Genomic DNA, 23,584 nt, shown 5'->3' on the forward strand with positions numbered 1-23,584 from the left:
AATTAAGGAATACCAGTTAGCTTGTGGGTCTGAAGAGACAAGCCCCATTGAGGATGTGTCATGCAGTATGCGATTGCTGCCTGTATATTGGTGCTCTGGTTCGGCCCGTCCATGGGTTGTAACCAGAAATGTTTGAAATCGAGTTTGCTCAAGCTGGCAGGATCTAGGCCGGGTTGAGGGAAAACCAGCTTGAGTTCTGTGCCGCTTGTTTGTTCAAGTGTGCTGCCAGCTTTCGGGCTGATACAAAGCCAGTCAATGCCAGCCGGGGCAACGACAGTCCCATTGCTTTCAACAGCGATGCTGAAGCCTCGTTTATGCATCGCATCGATCAAAGTGGCATCAAGCTGGAGCAGGGGCTCGCCACCTGTAAAGACAACCAGACCGGGTGTGGAGGACGTAAGAGGGTTTTCCGGCCACTGACTTAAAATGGCGTCTGCTAAGGTATCAGCCGTTTCAAACTTACCACCGCCGTCACCATCTGTGCCGATAAAGTCGGTATCGCAAAACTGACAGACAGCTTTTGCGCGATCTTCTTCACGGCCGGTCCAAAGATTGCAGCCTGTAAAGCGGCAGAACACCGCGGCGCGTCCTGCCTGTCCTCCTTCACCTTGCAGTGTGAGGAAAATTTCCTTCACGGAATACGTCATTGTTCAGGGGCCAGTTGCCAATCAGGCCTGTGCGGCTTCCAGGCCAATGCCCGTCGTATGCATGCCCAGTCGGTCAAGGAGTTTGCGATCGCGCTGCGCTTGCGGGTTTGGGGTGGTCAAAAGGCGTTCGCCATAGAAAATGGAGTTTGCACCCGCAAGAAAACAAAGCGTCTGAGTCTCGTCGCTCATGTTTTCACGGCCTGCGGCCAAACGAACGCGGCTTTTGGGCATCGTGATACGCGCCGCAGCAATCATGCGAACAAAATCAAGTGGATCAATTTCTTCGGCTTCACCCAGAGGCGTTCCTTTGACGCGCACCAACAGGTTGATGGGCACACTTTCCGGGTGCGTCGGCAGCGTTGCGAGGGCTGCAATCAGGCCTGCGCGGTCGGTCTCATTTTCGCCCATTCCGACAATTCCGCCGCAACAGACATTAATGCCCGCATCACGCACGTTGGAGAGTGTATCCAGCCGATCCTGATAGGTCCGTGTGCTGATAATTTCGCCGTAGAATTCAGGTGAGGTATCGAGGTTATGGTTATAGTAATCCAGCCCCGCGTCTTTCAGCTTCCCGGCTTGGGCAGAATCAAGCATGCCAAGAGTCACGCAGGTTTCAAGCCCCAGTTCTTTAACACCTTCAACCATGGCGCAGACTGTTTCCAGATCATGGTCTTTAGGGGACCGCCATGCTGCCCCCATGCAGAAGCGGCTGGCACCAGCATTTTTGGCTTTACGGGCTTCGTCCAGAACTTTTTCAACCGCCATCAAGCGGTCTGCTTTGACGCTTTTTTCGTGCCGCGCGCTTTGCGGGCAATAAGCACAGTCTTCTGGGCATCCACCCGTTTTAATGGAAAGTAGGGTGGATATCTGAATATCTGTGGGGTCAAAATAGGTACGATGAAGCGCCTGTGCTCGGAACATCAATTCAGGGAAGGGCAAATCAAGAAGAGCCTGAATCTCTGCTACCGTCCAATCATTACGGACTTCGGCGTCAGTGCTGGTGACAACTGGCACAGGTGAAGTGGGACGAGCAACAGAAGATGAACCATCAGGCATGGGGGAAACCGAATTTTTATGAAATGGAGCCCGCAACATATCTGCTTTGTGCCGACAATGCCAGTATGCAGAATGTTGCGACCGCTAGAAGCTCTAAAACATAAGGTCTGTGTAGGTTTTTGATAAAGGATATAGCAAGCTTATCAAGACCTTATTCACCACAAAACAGGCTGGGTATGCTGGGGTATAACCCGTTGAACAGTGGCTTTTTCCGGAATGTTATCGAGAACCGGCATGACAATTGGCGGTGAGTAACGCTACACTTGAAGCGAGTAAAATAGTCGGAAATGAAGCAGAGAAAAATCTGTTCGTGACTGATTCGGTGTAGCTTTTTGAAGGATTGTAAAGTCATGAAGCAGATGTTCGGCCAGTTAGGGGCAGTTGCTGTGCTGCTGTGCTCTGTAGGGTTGTTAGCGGGTTGTCAGGCTCATCATGATGACAACAATGGATCAACCCAGCGTGTTCGGCCGCTCCGTATTCCTAATCCGGCAGCATTGTATTGCACGAAAAAAGGCGGAACCATCACGATGGAGCATCAGGAAGGCAAAGGGCAGGTGAGTTACTGCCATCTGCCTGATGGTACCGTCATGGAAGAATGGGCGCTTTTTCGACGTGACAACCCGAAGCCAGCAGCGAACTAAACCAAGAAATTAGTTCGAGTGAAATTGGGAGGCTATCTAATAAGGTAGCTTCTCAATGTAGCGAGACAATTACAGGCCCAAACCATGTGTGGGGGTCGAACGCAACCACACTCAAAAACCAGCAGATAAAAATATCATAAGATATATTATGCCAACTAAAATGATAATGAGCTTTTTATGAGGCTATCTTGTCAGCAAACTCTGCCCGCTGGCATGTTGAGCGTTAGCCAATTCCTGATCTGGGATGTGGTGTGGATTTTCAAATGAAACGATACTCAAGTTAGCAAGCGATGGACCTCATCTCTGTCGCACTCTGCCTGCACCTAGGTCGTAGACCCATCACTATGATGTCCCATGGTCATCATGGGATCAAAACTTCCACAGTCAAACGGCCAACAGCTTTCATTTTTGAGGAATGGGTGTGCTTTCGATTATATATCGATTGAAATCGTGCATCTCGGAAATTTTATCTCCCGTATGGATGTGTCTTTTGGAATACCTTTAATGCGAAAAATTGCGGATAAATGTGGTGGAACAGTCTTGAATGTGGAGTCTCTAGTGTATAATTGAACTCAAACACGACCATGACCCGTCTTTTATGGAACATGCTTTTATGTCTGTTGCTTCGGAAATTCTCACGGCTCTACGGTCAGAGGAGCATGATCCAGTTAGATTGCTACGGTCAGCCAGTAATCTGTTGGGTGACGAAATTGCTGTCATGTCCTCTTTTGGGGCTGAATCTGCTCTATTGTTAGCTTTTGTTGCCGAAGCAGCGCCAGATATGCGTGTTCTATTTTTAGAAACGGGAAAACATTTTCCTGAAACACTTGCTTACCGCTCGGAGTTGGCGCGCTTTCTCGGACTGACAAATGTGCAGGATATCAAGCCATATCTTGCTCAGGTGAAGGACCGTGACCCTACTGGTGAGTTGTGGGCTTTTGACCCGGATGCCTGCTGCCAGTTGCGTAAAGTAGAGCCGCTTGATGCAGCCACCCTCTCCTTTCCTGTGTTGGTTACAGGGCGTAAGCGGGGGCAGGCCTCCACTCGGGCCGCTTTGCCTGTGGTTGAGGAAAAACCTGATGGGCAGGTTCGTTTAAACCCGCTGGCGTCTTGGTCTGCTGATGAAATTACGGATGAAATGAAGCGTCGCGGGCTGCCGCCTCATCCTCTTGTCTCAAAAGGTTACCCTTCTATCGGGTGTGCTCCGTGCACGCGGCCGGTGGGAGAAAATCAGGATGCACGTTCGGGGCGCTGGGCCGGTCTGTCAAAGACCGAATGCGGCATCCATACGGCCAGCTAGCAAAGCGCTGGATATTCCACCATGAAAAACAGTAATTCCCCACAGACAGGTTTTGAGAGCACTATGGACCATCTTGATCAGCTTGAAGCGCAAAGCGTCTTTATCCTTCGCGAGGCCTATCGCAAGCTTCGTCCTCTGGCCATGCTATGGTCATTGGGGAAAGATTCAAATGTAATGGTCTGGCTGGCCAAGAAAGCATTTTTGGGCCGGGTTCCCTTCCCTGTCATGCATGTTGATACAGGTAAAAAATTCCCTGAAATGTACAATTTTCGGGATGAATATACCAAAAGATGGGATCTGGATCTTCTGTTGGGTACATGCCCGCCCGTAGAAGAAATGGACCCGTCGCTTCCGCCTGCAGCCCGGTCAGCGGCACGGAAGACCGCTGGTCTGGCAGCTATGATTGAGAAGCACAAACTTCAGGGGGTTATTGCCGGTATTCGCCGTGATGAGCAGGGTACGCGTGCGAAAGAACGCGTTTTCAGTCCGCGTGGTGCCAGCCATAAGTGGGATATCCGTAATCAGCCGCCCGAATTCTGGGATCAATACGCGACCCCTCATGAAGAAGGTATGCATATCCGTGTGCATCCTCTGCTGGCTTGGCGTGAAATTGACATCTGGCGCTATATTGAGCGCGAAGGTATCCCGCTGGTTGACCTCTATTTTGCCAAAAACGGCAAAAGATACCGGTCGCTTGGCGATCAGGATATTACCAATCCGGTAGAAAGCAACGCGTCCACGCTGGCGGAAGTCATTGCTGAACTGGAAACTACCCGCACATCTGAACGCTCAGGCCGCGCTATGGACCATGAGTCTGAAGACGCTTTCGAGCGTCTGCGTGTTGCTGGCTATCTCTGATCATTTGGTGCGGACGGGAATATATTCATGAGCAAATCTGTTACCGCATCTCAGGATGCAGCAACCCCAATTGTTATTGTCGGTCACGTTGATCACGGTAAGTCCACGCTTATCGGCCGCCTGTTGCATGACACCGATAATCTGCAAGACGGCAAAGTGGCCCAGATTATTGAGTCCTCTAAAAAGCGTGGCCTGAAAATAGAGTGGAGCTTTTTGCTCGACTCTCTTCAGATCGAGCGTGACCAAGGTGTGACGGTTGATTCTACACGGATCCCGTTTCTGCTGAATGGCCGCGAATTTGTTATTGTCGATGCGCCGGGACATCGCCAGTTTTTGCGGAATATGATTACAGGTGCCGCAGATGCTGAAGCTGCTGTGCTGGTGGTTGATGCGGCAGAAGGTGCGCGTGAACAAACCCGCCGACATGCAATGCTGCTGCATCTTATTGGTATTCGGCATGTTATTGTTCTGCTGAACAAGGTTGACCTCCTTGATTTCGATCAAGAGCAGGTCAGGCAGGTTGAGCAGTCTGTGTCGGAACTACTGGCAAAGCTTGATCTTGAGGCCGCTTTGTTCGTTCCTGCCTCGGCCCGTGATGGTGACAATATCGCTGCACGTTCGGAACGTATGCCGTGGTATGATGGCCCAACCCTGACCGAAGCGCTGGCACAGGTTCCTTCACCCGCATCCCGTGCCAATCTGCCCCTGCGCCTGCCGGTTCAGGATGTTTATCGTTTCAATGATAAGCGTTACGTTGCAGGTCGCATTGAGCGTGGGCGTGTCCGTGTTGGCGATACTGTCATTATCGGCACACAAAAGACACCTGCTCGCATTGCTTCCATAGAAAGCTGGCATACTGCGCCGCAACTGTCGGCTATTGCAGGTCAGTCTGTTGCGGTCACACTTGAACCAGACGTGATACCAGACCGTGGGGACCTTCTGCACTTACCCGATGCAGCACCAGTTGAAGCGTCCCGTATTCGTACGCGTCTTTTCTGGCTGCGGCAGGAGCCGTTACGTGTCGGGGAAAGCTTCAAGCTACGCCTTGCCACAGCCGAGCATGCCGTAACCGTCACATCCATTGAATCTGTGTTGAATCTGGATGATCTGACTGAGCAGCCTGGCGAGGAAGTTCCGGCCGAAGGCTTTGCGGAAATTACGCTTTCTGCCTCTGAAAATGTCCAATTTGATCCGTTTGCCCCTGGCACAGCGGATGGACGGGGTGTTCTGGTTGACCGGCAGCAGAGGATTGTTGGTGGGGCGCCGTTAATTGGCCCAGCCGAAATTGCAGTCGGTGAGAAGGTAATTCACCCCAGCGCCAGCACCGTTACCGTGCAGGATCGGGAGCGGCAGAAAGGCCAGCGTGGAACAGTCTTCTGGCTGACTGGATTATCTGGCGCAGGCAAAAGCACCTTGGCACGCGGAGCGGAAGCCGCCCTGTTCTCTGCTGGGCTGGACGTGACCGTTCTTGATGGCGACACATTACGCACTGGCCTTTGCAAAGACCTTGGTTTTTCTGAAGCTGACCGGACAGAAAATGTCAGGCGCGCTGCTGAGGTTGCTCGGATTTTGCGTGATGCGGGTCAAATCGTCCTCGTTGCTCTGATTTCTCCTTTGCAGTCAGACCGTGCATTGGCGCGGCAGATTGTTGGTGATGGCTTTGAAGAAATCTTTGTGGATGCTGATTTAAGCATTTGTGAGAAAAGAGACCCCAAAGGGCTGTATGCTGCGGCGCGGTCTGGTAAAATTAGTGGCTTCACAGGAATTGATGCGCCTTACGAAGCGCCACAATCCCCTGCCCTCCATCTGAAAACCGATGCTGGGAGTGCTGACAGTGCCGTAAAAACCCTTGCCTCTTTTGTAAAAGATACGGCCAAATTGACAGGGGCGGCTCGCGCGTCGTCCTGATCTGAACAAAAGACCCATTTCGGCAAGCGTATCTGGCATTCATCCTGTGTTGAGTGCCAGATGCGCTGCGCGGTAAGGAATTAAAGCCATGTCTGCTAGCGGGACGAAGCAGGGAGTGACGGTCCGTATGTGCAGTATAGGTCAACGGACCGAAAGCCATCTGGAATGGCAAAATAGCCAAGGCTTAGACTAGGCTATGCAACGTGCTTTTTCCAGTTTCGTCAGGGGCGGCAACTCGGCACTGCCGGGTTATAAGCTTTCTCTGGCCGCGACCCTGTTATGGACGGGGTTTTTCATAATCCTTCCCCTCATTGCTCTGACACTCCGCCCTTGGCAGGATGGTATTGGGGCTGTCGTGAATGAATTGCACGATACCCGGATGTTCGCGGCGCTATGGACCAGCTTTTCCAGCGCGGCTTTGGCCGCGTTATTCAACATCCCACTGGGAATGTTGCTGGCATGGGCGTTAGTGCGCGGAAATTTGCCAGGTAGCGGGCTTGCAAACGCATTGGTTGACCTGCCTTTGGCTCTCCCAACCGCCGTGTCAGGTATCACGCTGGCAACTTTATATGGTCCGCAGGGGTGGCTGGGCGCGCCATTGGCAAAACTTGGGATTGTCGTGGCCTACAGTAAACCCGGCATTGTTATCGCACTTATGTTTGTTGGCTTGCCCTTCGTAGTCCGAACCGTTGAGCCGGTCTTGAAAAATCTTCCACGAGATTTGGAGGAAGCTGCTGCTCTGCTGGGTGCCAGACCGTGGCAGATTATCACGCGGGTGGTTATTGCCCCTCTGGTGCCTGCGCTGATTACAGGATTTGGTCTGGCTTTCGCACGGGGCGTGGGTGAGTACGGGTCTGTGATTTTTATTGCGGGAAACCAGCCATTTCATAGTGAAATTGCGCCATTGCTGGTTGTCGTTCGGCTTCAGGAATTTGATTATTCTGGTGCCACGGCCATAGCCCTTATCCTGTTGCTCACATCTTTGCTGGCATTGGCGCTGGTTGGTCTGGCCCGGCGGAAATTCTCTGTCTGGGGAGACGGAGCATGAAGAAATATCTGCTCTGGGCTATAACGTGGGGGCTAATCGGCATCGTATTGCTTATGCCGCCAGCAGTCGTGGTGGTGGAGGCCCTGAAAAACGGTTTAGGTCCTGCTCTTGAGACGCTGAAAGATCCTGACGGTATTGCTGCAATCTGGCTGACGCTGGAAGTCAGTCTTGTCTCAATTAGCGTGAACACGATTTTTGGCGTTCTGGCTGCATGGTTGCTCACAAAATATCGTTTCCCTGGCCGTTCTGCATTGCTGGTTCTGGTTGAACTGCCTTTGAGTATATCTCCAGTGGTGTCTGGTCTGGTCTGGTTGCTGCTGTTTGGTGCACAGGGGTGGTGGGGGCCGTCGCTCGAGGCCGCGGGCATTCATATTGCTTTCGCTGTGCCCGGCATCATGCTTGCAACCCTGTTTGTCACCCTACCCTATGTTGTCAGGACGCTGGTTCCGTTGATGGAACAGCAAGGATGCGATGCCGAAGAAGCGGCCATGTTAGCGGGTGCCAATTTCTGGCAGATTTTGTGGCATGTCACATTACCAGGGGCTCGTGTTGCCCTGTTTTCAGGAATTCTGCTGACCACAGCGCGCGCTATGGGGGAGTTCGGGGCTGTGTCAGTAGTGTCAGGCCATATTCCGGGCCTGACGGAAACAATGCCTTTGCATATTGAAAGTCTTTATAATGGCTATCAGACCGTTGCTGCGTTCACCATGGCAACACTTTTGGCGGCAATGGCCATGAGCGCGGTTTTGCTGCGCTCTGCACCGGAATGGATTGCCCGGCGGCGGGGGGCACAGGCATGAGTGTTACGGTTCAGAAACTTGTCAGAACTGCTCCGGGTTCAGACCGCCAGTTGCTGAAATCGGTTTCTCTGGATGTGCCCACAGGGCATTTTGTTGCTCTGGTTGGTCCTTCTGGGGCGGGTAAAACAACATTGCTGCGCGCTATTGCGGGTTTGGATGTCTGTGATAGCGGCACACTGCTTCTGGATGGTCAGAAAGTAGAAACCATGCAGGACAGAGCCCGAAAAATAGGCTTTGTCTTCCAGAACTATGCTCTTTTTCCGCATATGACGGTGGCCCGCAATATCAGTTTCGGGCTGGATGTGCAGCCGCGTGGTTCTCGCCTTTCACGTCAGGACAGAGCAGCACGAGTGCAGGAACTGCTTGACCTCATGCAATTGCCGGATATGGGAGCGGCCTACCCTGCCCGTTTGTCTGGTGGTCAGAGACAACGTGTTGCTCTAGCGCGCGCATTGGCTTCTGGTCCGGGAGTCTTATTGCTGGATGAACCATTCGGCGCGCTGGACCCAATTGTCAGACGCACCATTCGAAGCTGGTTGAGATCTCTTCATGATCGCCTTGGGCTGACGACCATCCTGGTTACCCATGATCAGGAAGAGGCGCTGGAAGTTGCGGACCGTATTGTGGTGATGCAGCAAGGGTTAATCGTGCAGGATGCTGCGCCCGATATTCTGGATCAGTCCCCGGAAACAGCTTTTGTGATGGAGTTCATGGGAGAGGCCATCACATTTCGTGGCACACTCAACAACGGACAGTTTGTTCCTGATGAAGGTGGTGTTTTGCCATTTCCGGTTGCGGCACATCTAGAAAGCGGGCCGATTGACGCAATGATCCGGCCTTTTGAAATCGGAATAGTGTCCGCGGGGAATGCTGAAAAAATGCTGTCCCCCGTGTCGGTTGTGTCACATGGCGCACGTAACGGATACCGTCATTACCTTGCGCGGCTGACTGACCGTACCATTTCTGTTTCTGCTCCGGATTGGGGAAACGATAGCATAAATTTTGCAGAGGCTGGCGTGCTTGATATTAGCCGTGCCCGGCTTTTCAAAAACGGTCTTCGCGTGGTTTAGGTTATGATGCTGTTCCTCAAACGCATGTCGTGCCCGTAGATATACGCGTGGTCGGAGATTAAATCTCTATCAGGATTCGTGTTATCTTGTTATTGTCTTTTCCCGCATGTAAAATGCTGTTGCTTCGATTGTACGAAAAAGGTGCGTGCCATGGACCGCAGAAATAACCGCCGAGATGCAGAAGGATCGAGCGTTATCACCGCCAATCGCCTGCTTGATGGTCGGATTGTGTGGTTAGGCGAAGATGGAACGTGGGAGCCGCTTATCAGAAATGCCCGAATCTATTCTAATGCTGACATTGAAAATGCGTTGAAAGTTCAGGCAGATCGTGCCCAGCAGGATGAACTTGTGGGTGTTTATGGTGTTCAGGTGACACGTTCGCCCTCAGGTATCGTGCCTGTGACCAGTCGGGAGCGTATCCGCGCAGTCGGCCCCAGTGTTCACCCGGAATTTACGCCAGAATGGCAAGCTGTTGAAGCCGCCTGATTGTAGACGATTAACAAGGTCACTTTGAGAATGTCTCACGCCCCCCAGTCCGCCCTGCCCGTTGGCCATTATGCTTATGATGACGTTGACCGCACGTTTCTCAAGCAGCGTGTGGCGCAGTTTCGCGATCAGGTTGAGCGGCGTATTTCTGGCGCATTGACCGAAGATGAATTCAAGCCGCTACGGCTGATGAATGGCCTTTATCTTCAGTTGCACGCTTATATGCTCCGTGTGGCTATTCCCTATGGCGTGTTAAGTTCCAGCCAGATGCGTGCGCTGGCCCAGATTGCGCAACGGTATGACCGTGACTATGGGCATTTTACCACGCGTCAGAACATACAGTTTAACTGGATAAAACTGGAAGAAACCCCTGATATTCTGGGCCTTTTGGCGGACGCAGACATGCACGCCATTCAAACTAGCGGTAACTGCATCCGTAATGTCACAGCAGATCAGTTTGCGGGTGCTGCGGCCGATGAGGTGCTTGACCCGCGGGTCTATGCAGAAATTCTGCGACAATGGTCTACCCTGCACCCTGAATTTACGTTTTTGCCTCGTAAATTTAAGATTGCAATCTCCGGCAGTAGTCAGGACCGTGTTGCCGCCCGCTTTCACGATATTGGCCTGATGGCGCGTGAGGGCGAAAATGGCCGCCCTGTTTTTGAGGTTTATGTTGGAGGTGGTTTGGGCCGCACACCGGTTGTCGGCGTCAAATTGCGGGATGATCTGCCTGAAGAAGATCTGATCGCTTATCTGGAAGCGATCTTACGCGTTTATAATGAATACGGTCGGCGCGATAATATGTATAAAGCGCGGATCAAGATATTGGTGCAAGCCCTTGGTGTTGATGGATTCCGCGATCGTGTGAATGCCGAATTCTCTGCTATGGATAAGGCGCGTTACAAGTTACCTGAAACGATTGTTGAAGCCATTCGGTCCCGTTTTGGCGTTCCTGACTTTGAAGAAGCAGGAAACGGGCCGGAGAAACTTGTCCAGCAGCGTAAGGCTGACCGTGCATTTGATTTCTGGGTGCAGACCAACACCCATAAGCACAAACAGGCAGGATACGCGTCGGTTACGATTTCATGCAAACCTGCGGGTGGTATTCCGGGCGATGTTACATCCGCACAGATGAATCTGTTGGCTGATCTGGCCGATCAGCTGAGCTTTGGTGAACTTCGGATAACCCATTTGCAGAATGTTGTTCTGGGGCATGTCCGGCAGGATAAGCTTTATGATTTGTGGCAGGTGCTTGAACAGAACGGCCTAGGCACAGCCAATGTTGGTTTCATTACTGATATCATCGCCTGCCCCGGTTTGGATTACTGCGCTCTTGCGAATGCACGGTCTATCCCCATTGCGCAGAAATTGAGTGAACGGTTTGCAAGCCCGGACTTACAGCGTGAAATTGGCCCGTTGCGGTTGAATATTTCTGGCTGCATCAATGCCTGCGGTCATCATCATGCTGGCCATATTGGTATTCTGGGTGTCGATAAACGCGGACAGGAAGCCTTCCAGATTACATTGGGTGGTGCTGCTGATCAGGCTGAAGTGTCTATCGGTCAGATTATAGGGTCCGCTATGTCGGAAGATGAAACAGTCGATGCCATTGCCCGGATCATTGATACCTATCTTACCGTAAGGACAGCAGGTGAATCCTTCATCGAAACTTGCCGCCGTGTCGGCACGACATCATTCAAGGACGCAGCCTATGCCACTGCTTGAAAACGGCCAGCTTAAAGACGATAACTGGCAGAGTGTTGCGGACGGCGCAGCCCTTCCCTCTGGCGATATTCTGGTGCCTCTGTCACGCTTAGCGGAAGGGCTGGGACGAAATAATGAGGGCCGATTGGGTGTGGTTCTGCAAAGCGGAGACAGCGTAGATGCGCTGCGACAGGCTCTGCCACGTTTGGACTGTGTTCAACTGATTTTTCCCATTTTTCGTGATGGTAGGCCGTTCACACAGGCGCGTGCATTGCGAGAACATCTGCAGTTCAAAGGCGAAATCCGGGTCGGTGGTCACGTTCTGCCAGACCAGTATGAATTCCTGTTACGATGTGGGGTCAGCGCAGTCTTGTTGCGGGAAGATAGTGATCTTGCAGTTTGGCAAAAAGCGCATGATGCCTTTACCGTTGCCTATCAGCCTTCCGTTTTAGAGGAGCAGCCAGAAGGTTTTGCGTTGAGACGTAGGTTGTTCTAACGCGTAAAGCATGGTGAAAGAACGTAGTATCGTCTTTCATCAGGCTTGTTTTGCGTAATATTCTCATTTCCTGCATTCGTGCTTATCTAGGCTTCACGTTACGGACCACGCGCTGGACGCTTACTGTGGAGCCTGAGGCCCGGAAGCTGTTGACTGTGCAGGATGGCCATCCAGCCATTGTGGCCTTTTGGCACGAAGTGTTGCCTTTAACCCCAGCATTATGGTGGTGGGCGGAGCCTCAAAACCCTAGTTTACGGCTCAATGTTCTTATCAGCAAAAATCGGGATGGCAGACTGATAGCAGATGTCGTTTCACGGTGGCGTATATGGTCGATAGCAGGGTCTTCTGACGCACGCGGTAAGAACAAAGGTGGTGCAGCTGCTGTTCGGCGTATGCGCGCAAAACTGCGTGCGGGTGAACTTGTTGCGATTACGCCTGATGGCCCCAGAGGCCCCCGCAGAGAAGCGCAGCAAGGTGCCGTTGCTTTAGCCAAAATGGTTAAGATGCCGGTGGTTCCGATAGGGGCTGCGTGTTCAGGCATCCGATTGAAGTCTTGGGATAGAATGATTTTCCCGCTTCCTTTCGGTAAGGGTGAATTTGTCTGTGGCGCTCCGGTGTCTGCCCTTATGTCCGCAGATATTCCGATTGAGGAAGCCGCCGCCCAACTCTCTGACGCCATTACCAAAACTATGGATGCTGCTGAAAATGCGCTCTCTGAAAACTCAAATTCAATAAGATCTGCGCAAGAGACGGCTTTCTTCAAAACTCTTGATTTAAAACCGTCACGCATATGGGCGGGAACGTCGTCTTTCTTGGCACCAGTCCTTCCTTTTTTTCTGCGCTGGCGTCAGACCAGAGGGAAAGAAAACCCTGTTCGTGTTCGCGAGAAAATGGGCTTTGCATCGCTTGCTCGTCCCGCAGGGCCTCTTATCTGGTTTCATGCGGCCAGTGTTGGAGAAGTCATTTCCATTCTTCCCTTGGTCGAACAGTGTCAGGAAGACAATCGTTCTGTCACGGTGCTTATTACAACCGGCACACTGACTGCGGCGCAAACTGTGGCGCAACGGCTGCAGACACCGCGAGTGCTTCACCAGTTTCTGCCGTTAGATGTGCCGCGTTGGGGAAAAAGGTTTCTTGAGCACTGGCAGCCACAAGCCGCTGTATTTACAGAAAGTGAGCTCTGGCCCAACCTTATAGGCCTTTGTCACAGGCGCAACTTGCCCGTCATGTTAGTAAATGGGCGAATGTCAGCGTCTTCCTTGGCGGGCTGGCAGCGTGTGCCGCAGATTGCGCGCCGGATGCTGGAGCGTTTTGCATGGGTTGCTCCGCGCACCCAAGAAGATGCAGAACGTTTTGCGTTATTGGGTGCACGTACCATTTTGCCAGCGGGTGATATTAAGACAGCCGCTGCGGCGTTGCCGGTTGATCAGGCTATGTTGGACACCCTACGCACAAAACTGGCGGGGCGTTCGATTTTTCTCGCTGCGAGCACGCATGAAGGGGAAGAGGAAAAAATCCGGCAAACAGTTGAAAATCTGTCTGCTGATTATCCAGAAATATTAACGATTATTGTACCGCGCCACCCAGAGCGAGGTCATGCCATTGCTCAATTTTTCCCGCACGCTGCGCAGCGATCACAAGGACAGTTTCCAACAGGGAAAGACACAGTCTGGATATGTGACACGCTGGGAGAACTTGGCCTGTTTTATCGGCTGGCGGACTATGTGTTTATCGGAAATAGTTTGCCGGGTGTAAAAGGCGGAGGCGGAGGCCATAATCCTTTCGAGCCTGCCCGTCTGCACTGTGCCATCTCAACCGGTCCTTTAACGCAGAATTTTACAGATGCTTTCGCGCTTTTGGGGCCGAGCGTTGCAACAGTTACGAATGGGAATGAATTGGCAGCTTGGGTAAAGCGTATGCACACAAATACGGACCTTAAGCATGATGCAATGGACCATGCAAAAAAGGCAGCCTCTGTCAGCATGCAGCTTATTGTCACTCTGGCTGCACGTATTCTTCATGCGTTAAAAACATGATGTATGCTCCTCGCTTCTGGCAAAATTCAAACGTAACAGTTCTTTCGCAACTTTTGGCTCCTGCTTCGGCTTTTGTGGCGTTCTGCGCTGCCAGACGTCAGAAACAGAGTGGCTGGAAAGCACCCGTGCCCGTTCTATGCTGCGGCAATATAACCGTTGGCGGCACAGGAAAAACGACGGTAGCACTCGATATAATCCAGCGACTGCAAAAAAGGGGTGTTGCAGTCCATGCTCTTATTCGTGGCTACGGGGGAAACGTTAAAAATACGACGCGGGTCGATACAGCCAGGCATACCGCACAGGATGTGGGCGATGAAGCCCTTTTGCTGGCAGCCAAATGCCTCACATGGGTAGGTGGAGACCGCGTTGCTTCTGCTAAAGCAGCAATACAAGCTGGAGCACAATTTCTGGTTATGGATGACGGGTTTCAGAACCCGGGTTTGTCTAAAGACGTTTCTCTGGTGATTATAGATGGAGCCGTAGGGTTGGGAAATGGCTCTGTTTTACCGGCAGGACCTCTTCGTGAAACGTCGCAAAATGCTTTTGAACGCGCTTCTGCCTTCCTTCTTGTTGGGGAAGATCAGGCGGGGTTTATTCGTCATTACGGGGAACAGCTTTCACCAAAGGCGGTTTTGAGAGCAGACCTTCAGCCGATAAGTGCAGACATTAATGGCTTGAAAAACAGCCCTTGTGTCGCTTTTGCTGGACTGGGTCGGCCATCGAAATTTTTTGATGGGTTAAAAAAAGCTGGTGTTCGAGTGGTAGCGGCTGTCGCTTTCCCTGACCATTATTTTTATAAAACCAAGGATATGAACAAACTTCTTGCGCTTTCTACTCAGTATCACGGACAGCTTATCACAACACCTAAAGATGCCGCACGGCTTCCGCCTTCAACGCGTGCGCACATAAAAACAGTGGGGGTTGGTCTGGAGTGGGAAAATAGCGCAGAAATAGAGAATATGCTGAGCGAATTATTAACGAAGTATCATATTCTATGAGCTACTCGACTGTTTCTTTTGCAATGCAGATTGAGGCCGGATTGGCCAAAGGTTTGCTTGCTGCGTTCAAAAAAATGGGGCCAGTTAGGGCATCAGATTTTGCGGGGTGCGCCAGCCGTTTCGTTGGCCCACTTCTTCCTGTTTCGCGTATAGCTGATAAAAATCTTCAACTGGCTATGCCCGAACTAAATGCCACGCAACGAAAACGTATTGTTCGCGGTGTTTGGGAAAATCTTGGCCGCACAGTGGGCGAGCTCCCTCATCTTTCGACGCTTAAAGAGAATACACATTCCGGCCCAGGCTTCGAAGTTGTCGGTGCAAAGTATCTTGAGGAACAGGCGCGCAACGGTGGGTCCGTTCTTTTTATGTCCGGTCACATTGGAAATTGGGAAATGCTTCCGCCTGGGGTGGCACGGCACGGCACGCCATTTGCATCTTTCTATCGCGCAGCTGCTAATCCGCTAATTGACCAGATGATCCGCTCCCTACGTGATGCGGCCATGCAGCCTACCCCTACCCCGCTTTTTGCAAAGGGGGCTCGTGGTGCACGTGAAGCGCTCGCCTATGTATCTAAAGGTGGCAGACTGGGGATGCTTGTTGATCAGAAAATGAATGATGGTGTTGAAGCATCATTTTTTGGTCGTCCGGCTATGACAGCCCCTGCCCTTGCCGCAATGGCTCTGCGTTACCGTTGCCCCGTTATTCCTGGTTATGTGGAACGTCTCGGGCCTGCTCGGCTACGCATTATTGTTGAGGCGCCGCTCCAACTGCCAGATACGGGGGATAAAAAGCAGGATCTGACGCTGTTGGTTCAGATGATCAATGACCGGCTGGAACAGTGGATAAGGAAAAAGCCGGAAAGCTGGCTTTGGTTACATCGGCGCTGGCCAAAAGAGCTTTATCGCTAATTTCTTATCCCCCTTATTTACGCAATTTTTTGCGCAGCCAGCGAAAAGCATCATGGAAATGCCGTTCAGGCGAATGGCTGATACGCTTTGCATCCACTAACGTAACAGAACCCGCAGCGGAAAGTGTATGCAGACCGTCCGTCCACGGTGCGAAGCTTGGGGGGGCTTTCAGCGTGCTCTCAAGCGAGGTTTCACACCGTTGAGTGTCCAGCCCGGAAATTCGAACCAGTGAGATGCCGCCGCCGTAAGTCTGGGTACAGTCCTGTGTTGGTAGCAGAATGGTATCGCCGTCGATAATGGGCGTCCCACCAGGCCGCGCGCTCGCAACATCCACGCGAATAGGGTTTTGAGGATGCAGATGCCATTTACCGGTTAAACTATCGGCAAAGGCACAATGGAGTTCCGATTTTTTCTGCAAGGCTGTTCCGGGGGGGCTGAAAAACATCCACCACCGTCCCTGAAAATAGAGCGGCGAGGCATCAATAGCAGCCACGGGAAAAGAAAAAAGATCGTCCTTTTTCCATTCATCGGGGAAATTGGTTGCGCGATATAAACTTAATTTTCCAGAGCGATGGGCTTCTGGCAGCATCCAGAAATGACCTTCATGCTCCCCCACGACTGGGTAAGACAGATGCCAAGGCTCTGAAATTACCCGTTTTCTGTGCTTGAACGTTAACTCTGAATCGTAAACTAATACATCAATTTTGCCGCACTTGGTGCGATAGTCATAAGCTTCAGCAAATACATATAAATGATTTTGATGCCATATCCCGAACGGGTCGGCCAGAAAACGCATGCCATGATCGTTTCCTATCCATTGTACAGACAGACCATCGAGTGAGCCTGCCTGCAATATGGTAGAAAGCGGCGCACGGATAATGCCGCTCTGCCATTGATCTGTCCGCATGAATGGCAAAATTACGTGTCCTTGTTCTGAAACAGTGCGTCTTTATAAAACTGTAAGGGGAATACGCACAGGGGGTGTCGCCTCTTGGGCGTGTTCTGATTATGGTGCCTATCATTGTATTTGTTTCTGCCGGAGTTACTCATGTCGTCACCTAGCCCTGCTCTTGCCTATCGTCTGGAAGCCGCACGGGCTGTGGTTCATGATGCATCCCGTCTTGCCATGTCCATGCGTCCACCGCCGGGTGGCCCCGTGGCAACGCAGAAATCGGCGCAGGATTGGCTAACTGAAACTGATGGTGCGGTTGAGGCTTTTATTGCCTCCCGCATGAAGACGCTTTTCCCAGAAGATGGATTCCAGGGTGAAGAAGGCGGGGTCGCGCGCTCTGGCCAACTGCGGTGGGTGGTTGATCCGATTGATGGAACGTCCAATTATGCGCGGGGCCGTAGCCGGTGGTGCGTCTCCCTCGGTTTGCTGGATGGTGATGAACCGGTGGCAGGTGTTATTGAAGCTCCTGCTTTGAATGAAGTCTATACTGCACTACGGGGGGCTGGAGCCTTTTTGAACGGTAAGCCTATCCATGCATCTCCGGTAAAAGATCCGGCTAGTGCCATGATCGAAATGGGTTGGAGTAACAGAGTGCCAAAACCTGTTTTTATGGAGAAAATTGATGCCATTATGAAACTCGGCGCCATGCCGCGCTCCGGTGGTTCAGGGGCTTTAGCTTTAGCGGATGTGGCCTGTGGCCGTCTGGATGGCTACATTGAAATCGTCATCAACCTGTGGGACGTCGCGGCCGCTTTGCCTTTGCTGGCAGAAGCTGGTGCAAGGGTTTCACCTTTTCTGCGCGATGGAGGCCTGACAGGGGCGGCAACTATTTTGGCTGCAAACCCACACATTGCAGAAACACTGTCGCAGGCCGTCAATATTCCGCTTGCCTGACAAAATTCATGAACGGCAGGCGGGCCATTCTGCCGCCATAAAATCCTGCTTATTTTTCAGGCCTGTCTTTTCGGCCCATAATGGAGACCACCAGCATGCGGTCAGGTTACCGTTTTAGATTGTTTTCTTTCGCTTTGGGGGCTGCGACGGCTTTGGCCGGACTTTCGGTAAAAGCTGAAGCCGCAGACACGTCCCAGACACTTGTCGATAAAGCAGCGTTGACAGTGCAGGATATTTTTGTCGGGGCAACGGCGGAAAGTGCGGTTGCTGTGAATTTGTCCAAAGCCCGCGCTGTCATGGTCTGCCCATCCATTTTTCGCATGTCCATTGCGTTTGGTGGCGCAGGTGGTGGATGCGTACTGCTGGCTCGAGATGCTAGGGGCTCGTGGTCTGACCCGGCCTTCTATACGCTAAGCACTGCCTCCTTTGGTATTCAACTCGGTGTGCAGAATTCTCAGGCAATGTTCTTCGTTATGACAGATCGTGGCTTGCAGGCTCTTCTGGATAGCCAGTTTCAGTTTGGTGCAAATGCAGGGGTTTCTTTTGCAACCTTGAGCAGCAATGTGGAACGCGGAAACGCTGGCGCAAGAAATACGGATATTCTCGTTTCACAAAAATCCCAGGGATTGTTTGCGGGCGCAGCGCTGGGGGGCACAAAGCTGACCGTCAATAGCGATGCCAACCGTAAATATTATGGTCAAAGTGTTGGCCCAGAAGACATTGTCGTATCAATGCGTGTCAATAATTCTGGTGCAGATCCTTTGCGTAGCGTGTTGATGCGTTACGGTAAGTTGGCATCATCTGGTAACGCTTCTTCTAAAACGGGTTCAACGGCTGCGTTTCAACCAACAACGGCAGTTGATACCGTCCCAAACTATTCGGCTAGCAGTGCAACAAGCAGCGCTGGGACGGTAAAGCATGAAACGCTTGCGCCGCTGAAACCCACCAGCACAGCCCGCCATTAAAAATCGAAAAGGATGGAAGGTTATACCCTTCCATCCTTTTTCTTATGTCGGGATGTTTATAGTTTTAGCGCGCGATTGGGTTTTCTGTTTCTGAAGAATGAATTTGCTTCTGTCTGTATAAGCTCACATTCTTATTATGGTCAGCTAAGGTGTTGGCAAAATTATGCCCACCCACTCCATTTGCAACAAAGTAAAGTGCGTCTCCTGCGGCTGGATGCGCCACAGCCTGTAAAGATGACACGCTGGGAGAACAAATTGGGCCGGGTGGCAAACCGATTTGCATGTAAGTGTTATAAGGGCTGGGTGTCTGTAAATCAGCATGGGTCAAAGGCCGACCCAAAGGAGGATTCCCGTTTGTCACAGCATAAATAACCGTCGGGTCCGTCTGCAATTTCATGCCTTTTTGAAGTCGATTAATAAAAACCCGAGCAACAAGAGGACGTTCAGACGCTACGGCTGTTTCTTTTTCTACCAGAGACGCCAATGTAAGAAAGGCTTCCTGATTAGGGATTTCTTCAACTACGTCTCTACTCGTCCAGATTTTCTCAAGCTGATCATGCATCGCAGTCTGCGCCCGGCTGACAATTGCCGCACGCTTACTATTGCGCAGATAGCTGTAAGTTTCAGGCATGATGCTGCCTTCAGGCGTTAAAGGCGCATCCCCCGTCAAGAAGGGGGCCGATAGCAGCAAAGATTGAATTTGGCGAGCAGACAGTCCTTCTGGAATGGTAATTTTATGCAGTACGGGGCGACCGTGGCGTAATATTCCTAAAATACCCCGAATAGATATGTGTGCAGGAAAGTGTAACTCAGCGGCATGAAGCTGACCTTGATGCTTGGTGGCAAAAATGAGCCCAAGCGTTACACGTTCAGTCCACCAGCCAGCCGGTAAAACATCAGAATTTTGGAGGGTGTGAATTGTGCTCAGATAATCGCCATGTGGAATAACCACATCGGCGTCCTGAGGCAAAGGACCTGCTTGCGTGTAGTCCTGCCAAATCTTTAGTCCTGTTCCCCCTGCCCCGATAAGAAGCAGAAAGAACAGGATAACAAGAAGCTTGCGCATATCGTCTTCTCTTTCCCTTTTTAAAGGGAATGACTCGTTTTATCAGACGCCGCGCACAACCAAGCTGGCGTTCGTGCCGCCAAAGCCAAAGCTGTTGGAGAGAGCAACATTGATTTGGCGTTGCTGCGCTGTGTGCGCGACGCGATCAATAACACTTTCACGAGAAGGATTATCCAGATTCAGTGTGGGCGGTGCCACATTGTCCCGGATCGCCAGCATACAGAAAATAGCCTCAACTGCACCGGCCGCGCCCAGTAGGTGCCCTGTTGCAGATTTAGTGGAAGACATAGCCAGCTTGTTGGCATCAGCCCCAAAGAGACGTTCTACAGCTTCAAGCTCAAGATCATCCGCCATTGTGGATGTGCCATGAGCATTTACATAGTTGACGTCTGCCGGAGTAATACCAGCGCTTTTCAATGCAGACCGCATAGCGCGGAACGCACCGTAATGCCCCTCTGCTGGTGCGGTGATGTGATAGGCATCGCCTGACATCCCGTAGCCAACAATCTCGGCGTAGATTTTCGCACCGCGGGCTTTAGCGTGTTCGTACTCTTCCAGCACAACCACACCAGCACCTTCCCCCATGACAAAACCATCACGGTCTTTGTCCCAAGGACGAGATGCTTTGTCAGGCGTGTCATTGAAGCCGGTTGAAAGCGCGCGGGCAGAACAGAAGCCTGCAATCCCCAATGGGCAGACTGTCGCTTCAGCACCGCCTGCAACCATCACATCTGCATCACCAAACATGATAAGACGGGCTGCATCCCCAATAGCGTGAACGCCGGTTGCGCAGGCTGTTACCACAGAATGGTTCGGGCCCTGGAAACCATATTTAATGGAGACGTGACCGGAAACAAGGTTGATCAGCGCTGATGGAATGAAGAAGGGGGAAAGACGTTTGGCACGTCCTTCATGAACCGTGATCGAGGCATCGTAAATGGTCTGAAGACCGCCGATTCCCGAACCAATCATGACGCCAGTTGCGCATTTGTCTTCTTCAGTCTGTGGTTTCCAGCCGGAATCTTCCACAGCTTCAGTCGCAGCGACCAGCCCCATATGAATAAAGCGGTCCATCTTGCGCTGGTCTTTGACCGGCACCCATTCAGAAAGCGTCAGCTTTCCGTCTGATGCAGGGCCTTCTGGCACCTGACCGGCTACCTGCGCAGGTAGATCACTTGGGTCAAAATGCGTGATTCGACCAATCCCGCTTTCACCTGAAATCAGGCGTGACCATACATTTTCGACACCGAGGCCAAGCGGCCCCACCATGCCCATTCCGGTGACGACAACGCGTCTCCGGCCCGAATTTGCTCCGGCCGACTGCAACAAACCAGCCTGCTCCCCGCTTGAATCTGTTTGGTCCCTCAAGGAGCGAGGGACCTTGATACGAATGCTAAAAGGCCTGAATCAGGCAGCTTTCTGCTTTTCGATGTAATCAATCGCGTCTTTAACCGTAGCGATTTTTTCAGCAGCGTCTTCCGGAATCTCGACATTGAAGGCTTCTTCAAAAGCCATCACGAGTTCAACGGTATCAAGGCTGTCTGCGCCCAGATCGTCGATGAACGACGCTTCCGGTGTGACCTTGCTTTCCTCGACGCCGAGATGCTCGACCACAATTTTCTTAACCTTATCAGCGATTTCGCTCATCTGTCTCTGCTTCCTATATGCCCGGAATGAAATGGGGCAAGTTGTCTAGGCGCTTAATTTGCCAGCTTCCCGACTGCAGGGGAGAAGATGCAGAACGCATCTTCTTTGCAATCAAGGCTGCGGGCGCATAGCACGTTTCTTTGGTTCAAGCCAAGACGAACCGTATGAAGGTTCTTCCAGAATGGCAGATTGCACCAATTGCGGAGCCTGTCTGCCACATCTGAAAGTGTTTTGCACGACCTGTTGTGCGTTATACTTCAAGGCCGCCTTCAGATCATAGCCATACCACCATTAACATGCAGTGTAGAACCTGTAACCCAGCCGGCTTCGTCTGAACACAAATAAAGAACAGCCGCCGCGATGTCTTCCGGTTTGCCTAAGCGGCCCAAAGGAATTTGGCTTTGCAGCTTCTCTTTCTGGGCGTCAGGAAGAACATCGGTCATAGGAGTTACAATAAAGCCCGGAGCAACAACATTAACCGTTACACCGCGTGACCCGACTTCCTGAGCCAAAGACTTGCTCATGCCCACCATGCCGGCTTTAGCTGCTGAATAGTTTGCTTGACCAGCATTGCCTGTAGCCCCGACGACGGAGGCAATGTTGACAATACGTCCAGCACGTCGGCGCAGCATCCCTTTTAATGCGGCGCGGCAGAGGCGGAATGGGGAAGACAGGTCAACATTCAGAACCTGATTCCATTCATCATCTTTCATTCGCAACGCAAGGTTATCACGGGTTAGGCCTGCGTTATTGATCAGAATATCAACCGGTGCCCCAGCCTTTTCTTCGGCTTTGCCAATGAGAGCGTCTGCTTCAGCCGCGTCTGAAAGGTTGGCGACGACATATTCCGCACGAACGCCGCCCAGTGCGGCTACCTGCTCTTTAAGGGCTTCTTCACGTGTGCCAGACAGCACAACGGTTGCGCCTTGGGCATGCAGGGTCGCTGCAATCGCACTTCCGATGCCGCCAGATGCACCTGTTACCAGGGCGACTTTTCCATCAAGTTTGAACATAAACTGGTATTCCGTTGTTTTAGAAAGATTTTAAAAATTCTTCGATGTCTGCTGGTGTGCTAATTGAAAGGCTGCTGACTTCCGGATCAATACGACGGACCAAGCCAGAAAGAACTTTTCCTGCCCCAATTTCAACAAATGTATCAATGCCCATGCTGCCCATGGCTTCGACGCTTTCACGCCACCGTACACGACCTGTGACCTGCTTGATCAGATTATCGCGAATGGTATCTGCGTCAGTCGCTTTAGAAGCGGTGACGTTGGCAATGATAGAGACGATTGGCGCAGCAATTTCCGCCTTATGCAAAGCTTCGGCCATGACATCTTCTGCCGGACGCATCAGAGAGGAATGAAACGGAGCAGAAACAGGAAGCTTCAGAGCCCGCTTGATTTTCATTTCTTTTGCAAGAGCTACCGCTTTGTCGATAGCGTCCATTGCTCCAGAAATAACAATCTGGCCACCGCCGTTATCATTGGCAATTTCCAGAATGCTGCCTTTACCGGCTTCGGCGCAGATTTCCTGCACTTGCGCTAATGTGCCCCCAATAATGGCTGCCATTCCCCCCTCGCCCGCTGGGACGGCTTTCTGCATTGCCTGTCCACGCAGGCGCAGAAGGCGTGCGGCATCGGTCAAGCCGAAAGAGCGCCCTGCGGCTAGGGCCGCGTATTCACCCAAAGAGTGCCCAGCCAAAAGGGAGACTTTGCCTGCAAGGTCTAGCCCTCCCTCTGTTTCAAGCACGCGAATAACGGCCATTGAAACTGCCATAAGGGCTGGCTGGGTATTTTCAGTGCTGGTTAGTTCGTCGGATGGTCCTTCAAAAATAATTTTTGAAAGACGCTCACCGAGCGCATCATCGACTTCTTCAAAGACTGCACGTGCTGCGGGAAATGCCTGAGCAAGGTCGGCCCCCATACCAACAGACTGGCTTCCCTGTCCTGGGAAAACAAAAGCGTAAACTGCCATCTTACCTACTGTTTCTAAAGAATTTTCAGCGCAAATCGCGGTTGAAAATCATGAGACGCGCGAATGAGGAAAACAACAAAAAGAGCGTGCTAATTTAAGCACTTAAACTCTTGTGCGGTCAGGCATC

General features: G+C 51.8%; 23 protein-coding genes. 15 read left to right on the top strand and 8 right to left on the bottom strand.

Going from position 1 to position 23,584, the window contains the following annotated elements; all coding sequences use genetic code 11:
• Nucleotides 1-2: 2 nt before the first annotated feature.
• The gene (gene queE / locus Abin_RS10775) at nt 3-647 is read right to left on the bottom strand and encodes a 7-carboxy-7-deazaguanine synthase (protein WP_048846761.1); all 645 of its coding nucleotides are present in this window, start codon (nt 645-647) and stop codon (nt 3-5) included.
• Nucleotides 648-668: 21 nt separating this feature from the next.
• Nucleotides 669-1,703, bottom strand: coding sequence for a biotin synthase BioB (gene bioB / locus Abin_RS10780; protein WP_048846763.1), 1,035 nt, complete (start codon nt 1,701-1,703; stop codon nt 669-671).
• A 350-nt stretch (nt 1,704-2,053) separates the two neighbouring features.
• Between bioB and Abin_RS10785 the strand changes: the two genes are divergently transcribed.
• The 13 genes from Abin_RS10785 to Abin_RS10845 all read left to right on the top strand — a co-directional run bounded on the left by Abin_RS10785 (nt 2,054) and on the right by Abin_RS10845 (nt 15,956).
• Nucleotides 2,054-2,344: a putative hemolysin gene (locus Abin_RS10785; protein ID WP_052948213.1), complete on the top strand. Its 291-nt coding sequence runs from the start codon at nt 2,054-2,056 to the stop codon at nt 2,342-2,344.
• Nucleotides 2,345-2,957: 613 nt separating this feature from the next.
• Nucleotides 2,958-3,644, top strand: a complete 687-nt coding sequence (locus Abin_RS10790; protein ID WP_048847073.1) for a phosphoadenylyl-sulfate reductase — start codon at nt 2,958-2,960, stop codon at nt 3,642-3,644.
• 63 nt (nt 3,645-3,707) lie between these two features.
• Nucleotides 3,708-4,502 carry a sulfate adenylyltransferase subunit CysD gene (cysD, locus tag Abin_RS10795; protein WP_048846767.1) on the top strand — a complete coding sequence of 265 codons (795 nt, stop codon included), beginning with the start codon at nt 3,708-3,710 and terminating at the stop codon, nt 4,500-4,502.
• A gap of 27 nt (nt 4,503-4,529) precedes the next feature.
• Entirely contained in the window at nt 4,530-6,410 is a 1,881-nt protein-coding gene (gene cysC, locus Abin_RS10800) for an adenylyl-sulfate kinase (protein ID WP_048846769.1), read from the top strand.
• 196 nt (nt 6,411-6,606) lie between these two features.
• Nucleotides 6,607-7,458 (top strand): sulfate ABC transporter permease subunit CysT, encoded by an 852-nt coding sequence (gene cysT / locus Abin_RS10805; protein ID WP_048846771.1) that lies wholly within the window; start codon nt 6,607-6,609, stop codon nt 7,456-7,458.
• Nucleotides 7,455-8,258 (top strand): sulfate ABC transporter permease, encoded by an 804-nt coding sequence (locus Abin_RS10810; RefSeq protein WP_048846772.1) that lies wholly within the window; start codon nt 7,455-7,457, stop codon nt 8,256-8,258. Before cysT ends, Abin_RS10810 begins: the two co-directional genes overlap by 4 nt.
• Nucleotides 8,255-9,328, top strand: coding sequence for a sulfate/molybdate ABC transporter ATP-binding protein (locus Abin_RS10815; RefSeq protein ID WP_048846774.1), 1,074 nt, complete (start codon nt 8,255-8,257; stop codon nt 9,326-9,328). Before Abin_RS10810 ends, Abin_RS10815 begins: the two co-directional genes overlap by 4 nt.
• Nucleotides 9,329-9,478: 150 nt before the next feature.
• Nucleotides 9,479-9,814, top strand: a complete 336-nt coding sequence (locus tag Abin_RS10820; RefSeq protein ID WP_048846777.1) for a DUF2849 domain-containing protein — start codon at nt 9,479-9,481, stop codon at nt 9,812-9,814.
• A gap of 30 nt (nt 9,815-9,844) precedes the next feature.
• Nucleotides 9,845-11,539 carry a nitrite/sulfite reductase gene (locus Abin_RS10825; protein WP_048846779.1) on the top strand — a complete coding sequence of 565 codons (1,695 nt, stop codon included), beginning with the start codon at nt 9,845-9,847 and terminating at the stop codon, nt 11,537-11,539.
• On the top strand, nt 11,526-12,014 hold the full coding sequence (locus Abin_RS10830; protein ID WP_048846781.1) for a DUF934 domain-containing protein: 489 nt from the start codon (nt 11,526-11,528) through the stop codon (nt 12,012-12,014). The genes Abin_RS10825 and Abin_RS10830 overlap by 14 nt, the downstream gene beginning before the upstream one ends.
• 50 nt (nt 12,015-12,064) lie before the next feature.
• Nucleotides 12,065-14,050, top strand: coding sequence for a glycosyltransferase N-terminal domain-containing protein (locus Abin_RS10835; RefSeq protein ID WP_255319268.1), 1,986 nt, complete (start codon nt 12,065-12,067; stop codon nt 14,048-14,050).
• A complete protein-coding gene (lpxK, locus tag Abin_RS10840; protein WP_048846785.1) occupies nt 14,050-15,048 on the top strand; it encodes a tetraacyldisaccharide 4'-kinase in 999 nt (332 codons plus the stop codon). Before Abin_RS10835 ends, lpxK begins: the two co-directional genes overlap by 1 nt.
• The gene (locus tag Abin_RS10845) at nt 15,045-15,956 is read left to right on the top strand and encodes a lysophospholipid acyltransferase family protein (RefSeq protein WP_048846786.1); all 912 of its coding nucleotides are present in this window, start codon (nt 15,045-15,047) and stop codon (nt 15,954-15,956) included. Before lpxK ends, Abin_RS10845 begins: the two co-directional genes overlap by 4 nt.
• Before the next feature lie 13 nt (nt 15,957-15,969).
• Here Abin_RS10845 and Abin_RS10850 read toward each other — a convergent pair whose 3' ends face one another.
• Nucleotides 15,970-16,863, bottom strand: coding sequence for a glucosamine inositolphosphorylceramide transferase family protein (locus Abin_RS10850; RefSeq protein ID WP_255319269.1), 894 nt, complete (start codon nt 16,861-16,863; stop codon nt 15,970-15,972).
• 141 nt (nt 16,864-17,004) lie between these two features.
• Here Abin_RS10850 and Abin_RS10855 point away from each other — a divergent pair, with 141 nt between their 5' ends.
• Both Abin_RS10855 and Abin_RS10860 read left to right on the top strand, forming a co-directional pair.
• Nucleotides 17,005-17,802, top strand: coding sequence for an inositol monophosphatase family protein (locus tag Abin_RS10855; RefSeq protein WP_048846789.1), 798 nt, complete (start codon nt 17,005-17,007; stop codon nt 17,800-17,802).
• Between the two features lie 95 nt (nt 17,803-17,897).
• A complete protein-coding gene (locus tag Abin_RS10860; protein WP_048847075.1) occupies nt 17,898-18,767 on the top strand; it encodes a lipid-binding SYLF domain-containing protein in 870 nt (289 codons plus the stop codon).
• Nucleotides 18,768-18,831: 64 nt separating this feature from the next.
• Here the strand turns inward: Abin_RS10860 and mltG are convergent, their stop codons facing one another.
• The 5 genes from mltG to fabD form a co-directional block, all read right to left on the bottom strand.
• Nucleotides 18,832-19,833 carry an endolytic transglycosylase MltG gene (gene mltG, locus Abin_RS10865; RefSeq protein ID WP_084593594.1) on the bottom strand — a complete coding sequence of 334 codons (1,002 nt, stop codon included), beginning with the start codon at nt 19,831-19,833 and terminating at the stop codon, nt 18,832-18,834.
• 42 nt (nt 19,834-19,875) lie between these two features.
• Complete coding sequence (fabF, locus tag Abin_RS10870; protein WP_084593607.1) at nt 19,876-21,162, bottom strand: beta-ketoacyl-ACP synthase II; 1,287 nt, start codon at nt 21,160-21,162, stop codon at nt 19,876-19,878.
• Between the two features lie 78 nt (nt 21,163-21,240).
• Nucleotides 21,241-21,480: an acyl carrier protein gene (locus Abin_RS10875; protein WP_006557907.1), complete on the bottom strand. Its 240-nt coding sequence runs from the start codon at nt 21,478-21,480 to the stop codon at nt 21,241-21,243.
• A gap of 269 nt (nt 21,481-21,749) precedes the next feature.
• Entirely contained in the window at nt 21,750-22,493 is a 744-nt protein-coding gene (gene fabG, locus Abin_RS10880; RefSeq protein WP_048846792.1) for a 3-oxoacyl-[acyl-carrier-protein] reductase, read from the bottom strand.
• Nucleotides 22,494-22,512: 19 nt separating this feature from the next.
• Nucleotides 22,513-23,457 (bottom strand): ACP S-malonyltransferase, encoded by a 945-nt coding sequence (gene fabD / locus Abin_RS10885; RefSeq protein ID WP_048846794.1) that lies wholly within the window; start codon nt 23,455-23,457, stop codon nt 22,513-22,515.
• Nucleotides 23,458-23,584: the final 127 nt, after the last annotated feature.

Source organism: Acetobacter indonesiensis (genome assembly GCF_000963945.1).
GTDB lineage: Bacteria > Pseudomonadota > Alphaproteobacteria > Acetobacterales > Acetobacteraceae > Acetobacter > Acetobacter indonesiensis.